6 protein-coding genes are annotated in these 14,159 nt (G+C 61.6%); 2 read left to right on the top strand and 4 right to left on the bottom strand.

Going from position 1 to position 14,159, the window contains the following annotated elements; translation table 11 throughout:
• Window positions 1-24: 24 nt before the first annotated feature.
• From RIKMI_RS0105770 to RIKMI_RS0105760, 3 genes are all read right to left on the bottom strand, one after another.
• Window positions 25-2,262 carry a hypothetical protein gene (locus RIKMI_RS0105770; RefSeq protein ID WP_245584941.1) on the bottom strand — a complete coding sequence of 746 codons (2,238 nt, stop codon included), beginning with the start codon at window positions 2,260-2,262 and terminating at the stop codon, window positions 25-27.
• A gap of 110 nt (window positions 2,263-2,372) precedes the next feature.
• Window positions 2,373-4,559, bottom strand: coding sequence for a hypothetical protein (locus RIKMI_RS0105765; protein ID WP_027290822.1), 2,187 nt, complete (start codon window positions 4,557-4,559; stop codon window positions 2,373-2,375).
• Window positions 4,560-4,593: 34 nt separating this feature from the next.
• Window positions 4,594-7,548: a LamG domain-containing protein gene (locus RIKMI_RS0105760; RefSeq protein ID WP_037291582.1), complete on the bottom strand. Its 2,955-nt coding sequence runs from the start codon at window positions 7,546-7,548 to the stop codon at window positions 4,594-4,596.
• A 426-nt stretch (window positions 7,549-7,974) separates the two neighbouring features.
• Between RIKMI_RS0105760 and RIKMI_RS13180 the strand changes: the two genes are divergently transcribed.
• A complete protein-coding gene (locus tag RIKMI_RS13180) occupies window positions 7,975-10,137 on the top strand; it encodes a right-handed parallel beta-helix repeat-containing protein (RefSeq protein ID WP_051214374.1) in 2,163 nt (720 codons plus the stop codon).
• A 31-nt stretch (window positions 10,138-10,168) separates the two neighbouring features.
• Window positions 10,169-11,899, top strand: a complete 1,731-nt coding sequence (locus RIKMI_RS0105745) for a family 43 glycosylhydrolase (protein WP_051214373.1) — start codon at window positions 10,169-10,171, stop codon at window positions 11,897-11,899.
• 56 nt (window positions 11,900-11,955) lie between these two features.
• Here the strand turns inward: RIKMI_RS0105745 and RIKMI_RS13175 are convergent, their stop codons facing one another.
• On the bottom strand, window positions 11,956-14,109 hold the full coding sequence (locus tag RIKMI_RS13175; protein ID WP_051214372.1) for a hypothetical protein: 2,154 nt from the start codon (window positions 14,107-14,109) through the stop codon (window positions 11,956-11,958).
• Window positions 14,110-14,159 lie beyond the last annotated feature (50 nt).

Below are 14,159 nucleotides of genomic sequence, written 5' to 3'. Positions count from 1 at the left end.
CATAAGTACGGGCCGGTCGCGGCGTTACCGGGCAATTTTGACTTTGACGGTCCGACCCGCTTTGACTTCCGCCTTGTCCTGCCACCGGAGGAAGGCGTTCTCGCCCAGCGGACGTGCGGCCTGCGTTCCGTTTTCGGCCAGGATCGTGACCGTGGCGTCGTAAGGCGTCGGATTGTAGAGGGTCAGCGTAATCGCGCGTCCGGTCGTTTCGTATTTTCGTACCACGACGTGATCGAATACATACAGGCTCGGCCGGTCCGTGCGGAGATAGATGCCCGGAATTTCGACGGCCATCAACGCGCCGTTCGTCTCGTTCCAGCCGGTCTGTCCTCCGTCGCCGCGCGAACCGCGGCTGTCGGCATCGCAATAGGTGAGGCGTTCCGTAATTTTGCCGTTGGGCTGCACTCCCTCCGCATGGGCATGGACAATGTCCCGCAGCAGAGCCGCGTAAAGCGTGTCGCCCGTGGCCCGGTAGAGCTTGAAAAGCGCGTCGCCGGACTGGGTGCAGAATCCCGGCGCGCCGTGCTTGTTCTGCGTGCTGGCCCATACGGCCCCGGTCAGGTCGGCTCCCAACTGCGCCAGCGGCGTATTTTCCGGCAGCCGGTAGCGGAACGACACCGTCCATGTGGCGCAAAGGTTGGCTAGGTCGCGGCATTGTTCCAGATAACGTGTTTCGCCGGTCGTTTCGTAAAGGGTCATCAGCGAGGTCATCAAGGCCGCGGCGGTTTCCGAATCGGCATTCTGGAGAATGTCGCCGCATCCGCCGGAGGTAAAGCCCCGCAGGGCGAAATCCCGGTAATAGCTTTCGGCGGCCTGCCGGGCGACGGTCAGGTATTCGTCGTTGCCGTAATATTTCGAGGCGAGCGCGAGTCCCCCTACGGCCATGGCGCCGCCCGTCGTGTTATACACCGCTATCCTCCCCGTTTTCAGGTCGAGATAATTCCCCCAGGTACCCTCCTTTCGCCAGGTTTCGACGAACGCGTCGGCCAGTTTCGCGACCCGCTGTTCCCATTCGGGCCGGATAGCGTCGCCGCGTCCCTGTTTTTGAAGCAGGTCGAATTGTTTGACCGTCCAGTAGAGCAGGTCGGCGTTTTTGCGGGTCAGGCCGATCCCCGGCCGCAAAGCGGCCGCATCGCGCAGCACCGGTTTGCCGTCGGCCCCCAGCACGTCGTAATAGTACCCGCTTTCGCCGTAACCCTGCGTCAGGGCGAAGTCGAAAGTGTTGGCGACGCGCCTCAGGTGCATCGTGTCGTCCAACGCCAGCATCGGCCAGGTATTGATCAGCCCGCCGACCCAGCCGTAGGACATCCAGTCGGCGTTTTCCGGGCAATAATATTCGCCCGTCGGCCCGACGTGGTAACGCTCTTCGATGTTCCGGATCATGCGTTCGTGCACCTCGCTCATCGGCATCAGGTTGCGCGGTGTGGCGGGCGGGGTATGCCGCTTGCGTTCGCGCATGAAACGCGCCAGCAGTGCCGGGACGTCCGCGGCGGGGAAATCGAGCCGCGTAACCCGGATGACGAGCGAATCGCCCTTGCGGAACGAGAGGCCCCGGTCGGGGCTGGGGCTGAAGCCGATAAACTCCGGTTTCTTTTCCCGGACACCGGGCGAGCTGATGACGAACGACGCGATGTCGCGTGCCGGCGACTCTTCGACGATCAGGCCGTGGTCTTTCGTTTCGCCGTCCGCCTCGAATCCCTGGTCGGTCAGCAGGATCGTCCCCTGGCGCCGGCCCCGGTCGAGCCAGGCGATGGCGGGCGTGGCGGCGTTGCAGACGAGCAGTTCGAGCCGCGAAGAGTCCCCGAATTCGGGGGAGAGTTGCGGAATGGGGTTCGAAGTGAGGGCCAGCTCGCGCCGGTAATAATCCGTCGCGTCCAGCCCGGTGGCATATTCGCGGTTCACGATCCGCTGACGGTTGCCGCCATAAACCGCCGAAGGGATCATGACGTAATTGTCGCTCGTCCAGCCGTAACGGTCGAAAGCGACTGCTACCCCGGCATTTTGAAGGGATTGCCGGGCGCGGAACGTGAATACGTAGACCGAATCCCCCCGGTTGGCGACGGTGGTTTCCCAGGCTTCCGAGGCGGGGTCGATCTCGTCGGCGCGGAGCAGCCTCGGCCCGTCGTAGCGGCAGTCCAGCAGCCGGAATTTCTTATCCGGGTCGGGATGCCGGGGCAGCCAGTTGTCCTGCGCCGCAGCCGGGCAGGCAAAACCGCAGGCGATACACAATAAGGCGAGACGTCCGCATATACCTTTACGCAATCGGGAACTGCGGTCGCGAAAACCGGCGCCGGCTCCGCGTCGGACGGTCTCCGGCTGTCGGGGGGAACCGGCAGGGAAAGCGGGGTAAAAACTGTTTGAATTCATGATATTCAGGCGGCTTTGAGCGTTTTGTATTTCACCGGCCGTCCGCCGGGGACCATGCGGTATAATCGCCACGTCCGGTCGTCGAGCCGTTCGAGGTGGTAACGGATTCCCGGTTTCCGCATCTCCTTTTTCAGGTTTTCCGGGAATACCTGTGCCGCGCGGGCCTCTTCCCAGGTGCGGAACGCCCGGAACAGCTCCTTTTTCAGCGGATGTTTCTCGACCACAGCTTCGCTCAGCCCCAGCATGAAGGTGGCATCCCAGGCGACGGCCTGCGACTGGAGATTCTCGACGGTCTGCACGTCCCATTCCGGGGCGAGGGTCTGGATGCCGAACGTGCAGGGAAAGTAGCTGCTGGTGAAAGCGTAACGGATATCTTTGCCTTCGATGCCCCATTCGCAGGTTTGCGGATTGAACATATGGTTGCCGCCGCCGACGTTGCAGACGCTCATGTAAAGCCATGTGCCTTCGAAAACGCACGACCCCATCACGCGCAGGTAGGTTCCTCCCATCCGGCTATACCGGTCGAACAGCCGCCGCATGAACCGTTTGAACGAATATTGTCCGTGACCCTGATAGGTGCAGCTTTCGTATCCGTCGAAATCGATGTAGCCCATGCCTCCGTCGGTCAGCCAACGGGCGTAGAAATCGGCGTACCGGTCCTGCAATTCCAGGCCGGGGACGAACCCGCTGTAACAGTTCACCTGGAGCTTGACGACCTCTTCCCCCGCCGGATGGGACGTAGCTTCGGTACCGTAGGCGCCGCGTTTCACGCCCCGCAGCGTGTAGGGTTTCGTCGGCGTTACCCCTTCGTAAACGAGCAGTTCGTCGCCGATACGCAGCACGTTGGTACGGTTGTCGTCCCAGCCTCCGGATTCGTTCAGCCAGCTCGTGTCGGCCACGCAGAGCGACGTATCGGCGGGGCCGGCGCTTTCCGTCAGCGCGGTACGTAGCACGGTGCAGAGGCCCCGGTTCGGGATCGGATGCACGTCGCTGCTGCGGGGCTGTACGAATTCGGTCAGCGTGTGCAGCCCGTAGTCGATTCCGGCGGCACGGACCATACGGGTATATTCGCTGATAGGGATCCGTCGGCCGCCGTATGTGATTTGTTTCCCGCCCCAGCGGTCGGCCGGATCGACATAGTATTCGCCCATGCCTTCGTCCTGTACGCCGCGCACGTGCAACTGCCGGGCATACGAAATCAGGCTGTCCTGCGGCCCGTACCAGGCGATGTCGGCGCAGAACGACCGCGGGTCGCGTATCCAGATGCCGTCGCGCGTCACATAGGGCAGTCCTTCGGCCAGCACGATCCGTTCGATCGTCTTCAATCCTTCGCTGTCCGGGCAGCCGTAGAGGGCGACGGCCGACCCGATGTAATCTTCGCCCGGCACCGTCTCCAGCTCCATGTGCCGGGGGGCTTTGACGGACGGGAAATCGTTGAATTCGGGGAAAAAGATCGTTTTCGGCAGCGATCGGTCGCGGGAATGGAGCGTGATCGACGAACCGAAAGCCGGTTCCAGTTTGGCGCCGTTGCCGAGCAGGTAACGGTAATACGCTTCGGGACGCGAGAAGAAGGCCACGTCGTTGATCCCGTCCCCTCCGATCCGGAACCGCTGCCCTTCCCGCAGCGAATCGGGCACCGGGAACCGTTCCGGATCGGGCGAGTGGATGATATAACTGGCTTGCGCCATCTCCCCGTCGCAGGGCGGGCCGCTGGTGGTATTGTCGTCGAGGGCGACCAGACCGATGGCGAATTCGTCGTCGCGCACGACGGAGAAGACGTCGCCGATGTATTTGGAAATGGTCGTGTTGTAGGGACCCCACGCGATGTTGTCCACTCCGTTCCGCGGGGTCAGCGACTGTAATTCCAGCCGCAGGTATTCTCCTTTCGCTTCGGCCTTGAGCACCGCTTCGGAACCATTGTCGTAAAAAAGGCTGATTTCGTCCGAGTCGGGCCGGTAGCAGGCACGCACCGGCGCGAAAACGGTCGAATCCCGCCACAGGCTCAGCAAGGCCGAAGCATGGCCTTCGGGAGCGTAGTCCCTGCCCGTGCGTACGTCCCGGAGAGTTTCGATGCAGCCCCGGCCGTCGATGCCGACGGACAGATACCGGGTGCGTAGTTCGATGTCGGCGGCGCGTGTGCCGCCCGCCGACAGGCCGAGAACCAGAATACCGGCGATCACGTATTTGAACATGGTTTGAAAGTTGGGTTAGTTTTCTGAGCAAGGGTTATTCTTCGAGCAGGAACCAGGCGTGGCCGCCGGCTTCGATGCCGACCGGCAGCGACAGCTCCTGCCGGTCGTTCAGCGGGTGGACGACGGTTTTTCCGTCGGCTCCCGAAACGCGGACTTTACGTTGCAATCCGGTGTAATAGAGCGGCAGGCGGAGGGTCTTCTCGATCTTCCTGCCGGTCGGATTGAAGACGATGACCATCCCCTTGTGGCGGATGAACGGATTGACGTGCATCATGCAATCGAGGTCGCGGCCGGTGGGCCGGCTCACATGGATGATCTCGGAAGTCAGGATGTCCCGGTATTTGCGGAACCAGTCCAGGTGCCGTTGTACCATTTCCCGGGTCTGCGGCGTATCGTACAGCCGGTTTCCTCGGACGGTGAGGTGGCAGCCGCTGGCCAGGTACTGGAACAGCTGCGCTTCGTAGCGTTCGAGGTTTTCGCACAGCGGCTCCAACCCTACGCGGGGGTCGTCGGTATAGAATCCGACCAGCTGGAGGGTCATCCAGCCCATGGTCGGCAGTTTGTGCCAGGTTCCGTCGTAGATATACTGGCGGCCGAGCAGCAGTTGCTGCTGCGGGGGCAGGTTGGCGCTGGCTTCGCGGTAGCCCATGCCGGTGGCATTCTGGCCGTTCAGGAAATACCAGTCGGGAATGGGGATATAGACCCCGCGCCGCCGCAGTTCGCGGAGTACGGCGACCTGGGCCGACCATTGCCGCCACTGCGAATCTTCGAGGCCGTCGTGGTGGGGATGGGCGGTCGAGGCGCAGGGGTCGCCGTGGTAGGGGCCGTCCATGTTGTAGGTCCGGAATCCCGTGCGGTCGAAAAATTCCCACATTTTCGGGAAATAGTCGTCCTGCCACCGGCTCGCCACGCAGACGCTCTGCCCGAAAAGGCTGCCGGGCCGTCCCGTTTCGGGGTGTACGCAATCCACCGAGTCGCCTCGTCCGCGCGAAGCGATCTGCAATTCGTATCCGCCTATGACGATCCCTTTCGAGGCCGCGTAGGCGGCGATTCCTCGCCAGTGACGGACATAGGCCGAGTCGAGATTGTCATGGCTCACGCCCGGCCATGCCTGAATGTCGAGTTGTTCGAAGCCCAGGCTGTCCATTTGGTCGATAAGGGCCGTCAGGCGGATCGAATCGTGGGAGGTGATTCCGGCGGCGATCAGCGATTCCGTTACCTGCGGGGCCAGTTTCCGGTACATCCGCCGGTGGGCCAACGACTGGCGTTCGCGGTCGTCGCTGTCGTGGAGCAGTTCGAAGGTGACGTAGGAACGGAATGCCGAATCGGGAGCGATTCGGGTGCAGGGCCCCATCGGCAGTTTGCTCACCAACAGGTTGTGGTGGGGGAACCCGAGGAATTTGTCTTCGGCCTGATTATGACTGGCCCACGTGTTGTAGTCGGGATCGGGAATCCACCGGGTGGTCGAGCCGCCCACATGGTACGCTTTCGGCGTGCCGGCGTAATGCATCAGGGCGCTGCCGCGCAGGTCGGCATTGACCAGCGCGAACGAATAGTCGCTTTCGACATGCAGCCGGGAAACCTGATCCTGATTGACGGCCAGCACTTCGCACTCCATGTCGCGGAGCAGGACGGCGCGTTTCCGGCCGTTCTCCACTTCGATCCATTTGGCGATCACGGGAATCCCGTCGTAGATTTCGTAATGGACCCGTACGCGCAGGCCGCTCGCCTCCGGCACCGCCCCGGTCGGGGTAAAGGTCATCGTCAGCCGCAAGCCTTTCGGGGGCCAGTCGGCCGGTGCCGCGTGGAACTGCGGCGTCCAGGGGTAACGCGGTTCCGGCGCGCCGGTCTCGATCCCTTCCAGCGAGAAAGCCCGCGGCGACGTTTTCATCTGCGGAAGCCACTCTTCCAGCAGGTAGGAGAGTTCGGGCTGTCCGGTCAGCCCGCCGATGTCGTACCAGATGCTGTCGATACGGATACGGGCTTCGGGTTTGACGGCCCGCAGGTATTCGGCCCCGTCGGAGAGGTTGCGGTAACTGATGCAGGCGAGGTTGTCGCCCAGATAGAACGTGCGGGAAACCAGGCCGTTGCTCAACCGGAACCGGACGTTCCCGCCTTGGTCCGGACGTTGTACGTACAGGCGGCTTTGTTGTCGAACGGGGCGGATCAGCCAGTCGTCCGTCGGATGTTCGTCGGGCAATGAGCGGACGACGGACTTGCCGTAACCCGGCGCCTCCAATTGTTCGAGCAGGGCTGACCGGAATACGGAATCTCCGGTCGGCCGACCGGCGGTTCGCGTGCCGTACAGCAACAGGTCGGCTTCGGGACGGAAAGCGCCGTCGGCGAAAGCGCTGTACCGGATTTCGTAAATGCTTCCGCGGAAAGCCTCCGTACCGCTTTCGGACACAGCCACCGAAAAGTTCGGGGCAAGGGAGGCGGACGGCAGAAATTCGCCGCTTTTGCGGCCGTCGTACCAGAGGGTGCCTTTCCCCTGGTCGATAGCGACGGCCAGATGCGTCCAGTGGCCCGGGATGACCGCTCCGATCTCGGTCTCCTGGCCGGCGCAGAGCAGCCGCCACTGCCCTTCGTGCCGGACGACCGCGTAACCGTTTGCCGCCGTGCCGTGGGATACGACCGTTTGCCGGGCGAGGGTGTCGGGACCGGCCGCTTTGACCCAGATTTCCAGTACCCGGTTCCCGTCGGCGGTACCGAGCGCCTGTTCCTGACGGTAGCCGTCCTGCCGGCCGTCGAAGAGGATGCTGCCTTCGCCCTTCAGTTTCCTGTCGGCCGGCGCGTCGGCATAGAACACGGGTTGTCCCGCGGAGCGGAGTTCGCCGCGGCCGACGGCGGGATGCAATACGGCGGGCGTCGCGGCATAAGTGACGTTTCCGGCTTTCCCGAAATTGTAATGTACGACCGGCTTGATTTCGGCCTGTGCCACCAGACGGGACAGGCTCAGAAGCAGAAAGGCCAATGCGGTTCTTTTCATAGCGGCGATAAATGAGTCCAAAAACAAATATAATGGGTGGAGCTATATTTTGCAATTTTATAATGAATTAATAATCAGTCATTAAGGCGTGGATTTACAAATAGTATCCGGGACAGTAAGCCGGTATGTGGCTGAACGATAAGGGATTTTACGGACAAGTCCGGATTTCTTCATAATGTAAAAATGACAATAACGGTTTTGTAACCTTCGATTCTGTTTATTATCAGGGGGTTGAAAGATCGGTCGGGTATGTTATATTTGTCGGGGAAAGCCCGGATTTTCCGGATTTCGTCCACGCCGTAACAAGCCTGGAAATCGAAACGTATCCCCGGAAAGAACGACCGGTGCGTTCCGGCAGAAATATCCAAAAAACAAGTCCTTCGTTTGTCCCAAGAATCGATATGAATTAACTCAAACTTTCTGCATATGTTCAAACCGTTGTTTTCACTCTTAGCGCTTGCCGCAGCCGCTGTGCAAACGCTGCCGGCGCAGCAGGTCTATCTCTCTCCGGACGGCGACGATGCCGGTTCAGGCACCGAGGCCGAACCGCTTTATTCGCTGACGGCGGCCCGCGACCTGATCCGGCGGCTGCCGGCCGGTGGCGATACGGTAACGGTCTGGATCGCTCCCGGAACGTACCGGATGACCGAACCCCTGATTTTGGACGGTAACGATGTCCGTCCCGTCGTTTTCCGCAGTCGGACGGCGGAAAAGCCGATATTCTCGGGCGGTATCGAGGTGACGGGCTGGACGCCGTGGCGGAACGGCATCTGGCGGACACGGCTGCCGGAAACGTTGCATTTCGAACAGTTCTATGTGAACGGCCGGAGGGCTGTCCGCGCCCGGACGCCGGATATCGGCTGGTACTATGTAAAAGGCAGTCGGGAAACGGTGCTCGACCGTGGAACGGGCCGCGCGCCGCAATATGCCGTGCAGCGGATCGCCGTGGAACCGGACGAATTGTCTCCGCTCCGGCGGATGTCCCGCGAGGAACTCCGGCACGCGACGGCGCTGTTTTATCACAAATGGGACGTAACCCGCAAACCGATCGACCATGCCGTACCCGATTCGGGTTGGTTTTTCATCTCCGGCGAAGGGATGAAACCCTGGAATCCGATTACGGACGGTTCGCGTTACGTGCTGGACAACTATCTCGGCGCCCTGGATTCGCCGGGCGAATGGTACCTTTCGCCCGACGGCTGGCTCTATTACATGCCGCGCGAGGACGAATCGATGGCTGCGGCCGAATGTTACGCGCCGACGCTTTCGCGGTTGCTCGTCTTCGCCGGATCGCCCGACCGTCCCGTCGCTGGCAAGGAATTCCGCAATATCGCGTTCCGTACTTCCGCCTATACGATGCCGCTGAAAGGCAACGAACCGATGCAGGCGGCAGCGGAAGTCCCGGCCGCCATCGAAGCCGACTATGCTTCGAGGCTGGTTTTCGCGGATTGCGAGGTGACGCAGACGGGCGGTTACGCCTTCTGGTTGCGGCGCGAATGTTTCGACAACCGTATCGAACGTTGCCTGATCGAAGATCTGGGGGCAGGCGGCATCAAAATCGGCGAGACGGAGATACGGATGGACGGCAGGCCGGTAACGGCACGCAATACAGTGGACAACAACATTATCCGGCACGGCGGTTATTGGTTTCCCTGTGCCGTCGGCGTGGCGGTTTTCCAGGCGGCCGACAACCGGATAACGCACAACGAGATCGCCGACATGCGCTATTCGGGTATTTCGGTCGGCTGGAAATGGGGTTACAACGACCAAAAGACCTGGATCACCCGTATGGCGGAAGACGGTACGATGCAATACGCGGAGGTGCTGGCCGGAAGTCCCGCCGTCGGCAACCGGATCGAATTCAACCATGTGCACCATATCGGATGGGCCGAACTGTCGGACATGGGCGCCGTCTACACGTTGGGCGAATCGCCGGGAACGGTGGTGTCGAATAACGTGATCCATGATATTTACTCTTACGATTACGGCGGGTGGGGCCTCTATACGGACGAAGGTTCGACGGGGATCGTGATGGAGAACAACCTTGTCTATCGCTGCAAAAGCGGCGGCTTCCACCAGCACTACGGTAAAGAGAACGTCATCCGTAACAACATCTTCGCGCTGGCTTACCAGAATCAGTTGCAGTTCACGCGGGTCGAGCCGCATCGTTCGTTCGCGTTCGAGCGGAATATCGTTCTTTCGGACCGCGGCGTGCTGCTGTCGGGTCCCTGGCGCGAAGCGGATATCGCGATGGACCGTAACGACTATTGGGACCTCAGGGCGGACACGGCCCTGCGTTTCTGCGGTCTGCCGTTCCGGGAGTGGAGGCGGATCAAAGACGCCCGGTCGGTGGTGGCCGACCCGATGTTCCGCGATCCGGAGGCCGGCGATTTCACTTTCCGCAGCCTGAAGACGGCCCGCAGGATCGGTTTCGTCCCGTTCGACTATACGCAGGCAGGCGTGTACGGTTCTGCGGAATGGAAAGAACGCGCCCGGTTGGATGAGACCGTTACCGGGGCGTTCGCCGTGGCGGTGGAAACGCGCGAAGCGCATTACAAGGCCGGAGCGCCTCAGCGAAGCGAGCAGTAAACCGGTGCAGAGAACGATAAAAAATCGGAAGATGAAAAAAATCGGTTTGTGGTTATGGGCAGTGTGTTTCTGTACGGCGGCGCACGGTGCAGGGAAAATCCGGGCGGAGGTCGCCCGGCAGCCGCGCACATTCTGTAATCCGGTCGATCTGCCGTATCGTTTCATGCTGATCCCGGAGGGGAAAGGCGCGCGGGAGGCGGCCGACCCCGTGGTCGTTCCGTTCGGGGGGCGTTATTACCTGTTCGCCTCCAAGTCGGGCGGATGCTGGCATACCGCCGACTTCGCGCAATGGACTTACGTCCCGGTTCCGGACAGCGTGCTCCCGATCGAGGATTATGCCCCGGCCCTTTTCGAGCGAGGCGGATGGCTCTATTATGCCGGTTCCGTGCCCGGCGACGCCATGCTCTACCGGTCGAAAGCGCCGGAACGCGGCGAATGGGAACCGGTGGCCCGGATTCCGTCCCGTTGGGATCCCGCTTTCTGGGTCGAGGGAGACGACCTTTATGTCTATTACGGCAGTTCGCCGGTCGATCCGATCCGAATGGTAACGCTGGATGCGAACACTTTCCGGCCGAAAGCCGCTCCGCAGGACTGTTTCGACAGCGATACGTCCGTCCACGGTTGGGAGAGGCCCGGCGCCCGGCACGAACTAAAACGACGTCCTTATATCGAAGGCGCCTGGATGACGAAATACGGTGGGAAATACTACCTGCAATATGCCGGCCCGGGTACGGAGTGGGATACTTATGCCGACGGGGTTTATTTGGGCGATTCGCCTGTCGGCCCCTGGCGGTATATGCCGAACAGCCCGACTTCGGCCAAGGAGGGCGGATTCATCGGCGGGGCCGGGCACGGGTGTCTGTTCGAGGTGGAAGGCCGGTGGTGGAAAGCGGCCACCAATTCGATTTCGGTCAAACATATGTTCGAGCGGAGGGTGTCGTTCTATCCGTCGGGTTTCGATGCGGACGGGTATCTGTGGACGGACACCTATCGGGGGGATTATCCGATGTGGCTGCCGGGCGGTTCGCCCGACGGTACAGCCGGGCCGCGGTGGGAGCTGCTGTCGTTGCACCGGCCGGTACGGGTGTCGTCGGCATGGGACGGGCATGGAGGAATGCTGGCTGCGGATGAGAATGTGCGGACGGAATGGGCGGCCCGCAGTGCCGGCGCGGACGAATGGCTGGAAATCGATTTGGGGCCGGGCTGCCGGGTGGCGGCGGTGCAGGTCAATTTCGGCGAGTTCGGCTCGGCGCTGACCGCGCGGGATGCGCGTCCGCGGCAAAGTTACGTATTGGAGGCCTCGCACGACGGGCAGCGGTGGTACACGGTAGCGGACAACAGCGAAAAGACGACCGATACTCCGCACGATTATATCGAGTTCCGCAAACCGTTCCGTGCCCGGTACCTGCGGATACGGAACGTGAAATATACGGTGTCTCCCTGTTTCTCGTTGAGGGATTTGCGTGTGTTCGGTTTCCGCCGGGGCAAAGCGCCCGGGGCGGTCGATGACCTGGCCGTTGTGCGGGACAGGGAGGACGACTGTCGGGCGGCGTTGCGTTGGAGTCCGGTACCGGGGGCCGACGGTTATGTCGTCCGTTACGGTATCGCGCCGGACAAACTTTACGGCAGTATCCGCATCCCGGACGGACGGGCCGACGGGTGGGAGATGACGGGACTGAACAGCGGGGTTCCGTATTGGTTCGCCGCGGACGTTTTCAACGGCAGCGGCACGGTGCGGGGAAAGCCCGTCGCCGCACGGTGAGCAGGCGGGACGATTGGCCGGTAATTCCGGTAACCCGCGATAGAACGGAGCTGCTTTTATCGCGTCTGTTTTTCAAAAATCGGCAGCGGCGGTTCGTCGCGTGGTATATCGTCCTTCAGCGGTTCGTCGGGAGCCGACCCGCTCAGCGAACTGCGCAATGCGCGTAGCCCCTGCATCGGCGAAAACCAGACGCTCATCACCGTTCCTTCGGCTCCCCGGTCGGGCATCAGCCGCGCATAACCGGTCATATAGCTCTCGAATCCGGCCAATGCCCGGTCGCAGATGTCCACCGCCCGTTTCCGTTCCGTTTCGGGTACCGTGCCGTCCGCGTTCCGCCGGATGGTACGCAGTTCCGTAGCCGTTCGGAACGCTTGCAGGTATTGTACCGTAGCCGAAAGCCGGTTGCCCAGCAGCATCAGGTATTTCCGGGCGGCGGGCCGGCTGCTGCCGTCGTAGAGCGATGCGACGGCCCGTCCGGCTTCCAGATAGAGCGAATCGGCACGGTCGATTTGTTGCGGCCCCATCCAGAGGAAAGGTCCGCCGCCGCGCCATGCGCCGACCCAGCAGAAACCGATATTGCCCAGATTGGCCGTGGAATAGCGATCCGCTTCGCCGATCAGGCGCATGGCCCGCTGGTAAGCGGCCGTATCGGGAATGCCCAGCCGGGCGGCATAGGCGGCGTAGAATGTTTCGGGCCGGTCGGCGATTCCCAGCGCTGCTTCGGCGGCATAACGGAACGTCGTCCGGTTCTCGGCCGTGCGCCAATGGTTGAAGCAAACCGAATTCAACTGTTTGCCTGCGGCTAAGGTATCCATTTCGCGGAGCAGCCGACCGATTCCGTCGATGGCGTTCTGTTGCAGATACATCAAACCGTCGAATTCGATCCAGGAATAGAGTTCCGTATGCGCCAGGTCGCCGGCCGTGCGGACAACCGAAGGAAAGGCGTCGGCGGTACCTTCGCTGCCGTGCGATGGCATGATCGCGACGGGATGGCCCGCCGCGGCGAGCCGTGCCAGCCGGAAAGCCGGCCCCATGAACCGTCCGACGCTGCAATAGATACCGACTTTCAATCCGTCGATCCGTTGCCGGAAAGCCGAATCGCGGTCCAGTTCGCCGATCGCCCGGCTGATGGTGCCGATTTGCCGGTAAAGGTATTCCAGATCGCTCTGCCGGTCGGCGATGCAGCCGACGACCAGGCTGTCGGAAGCGATTTCCGGGGCGAACCATCGGTTCAGGGTCTGCCGCACCTCTTCGCCGGTACACCCGGCGCCCCATCCGCCGGTCTCTTCGGTAATCAGTTCCAGATCGTCGATCTGCGGATAGGTATCGACGATCTTGCGGGCCATGCGTACCGTCTGGCCGACGGTGAATCCGCGCGGTTCGAACGAGAACTGCACGCGCAATCCCAGCCGTTCGGCTTCGGCGAGCAATTGTCCCATCCATGCGACGGCCGCCCGGCTCCGCTGCGGCCGGTCGTCGTACACTGGCTCGGCTGCCGGAATGCAGAAGATCGAATCGTTCAGCGTAGCGATCTTCTTCAACAGGGGCGAGCGGGAAAAGTTGTGCGTGTTGCCGTAGAAGAACTCTCCTGCCCACCCGGTCGTATCGGACGACACGTCGTCTTCATACCATTGGAACGGATAACTGTGCACGACCAGTTTATTGAAACGCATCCGCACTAGGCTCCGAAGGTATTCGGCCGCCTGATCGGGCGGATAGGAGGAGATGTCCATCGGGAAATTGACGTGCTGACGAATGCCGCGCCACCGCGCGCGGGGCGTTATCTCGTGCGCCGAACCGCGCGGGCGGTTCCATGCCACCGACGTAGGCAAGGTCGCTCCGGTCATATCGAACAGGATACCCAAATCTTCGAAATAGGTATAGACCGCATGCAGGATGCCGATCGGGTCGCCGGCGGTGAAGACGACTTCGCCCCGATCGTCGCACATATAACCGAATTTCCCGCTCTTTTCATAAGCCGAGTCGCACCGGAATACGAACGAAGGCTTGTCGGGCAAAGGGGTGATCCGACTCAGGGAGTCGAGCCACCGACCCAATTCCGTTTCGGCATAATCGATCGTCGCCGACTCCGGAAACCTGTTTTGCAACTCGTAAGGTTTCGTACCGCACGCCGTGGCCAGCGACAGCAGGCCCGCTGCGAACGCTTGTCCGTACCGACCGGGAACCCGGGAAAACCATGTAGTCCTCATACGGTAGATTTTTTGTGTTCGATCTGGATTTTTCGGCTATAACCGTTTTT

This window comes from Rikenella microfusus DSM 15922 (assembly GCF_000427365.1).
Taxonomy (GTDB): domain Bacteria; phylum Bacteroidota; class Bacteroidia; order Bacteroidales; family Rikenellaceae; genus Rikenella; species Rikenella microfusus.
This window is presented reverse-complemented; position numbering and strand designations above follow the sequence as displayed.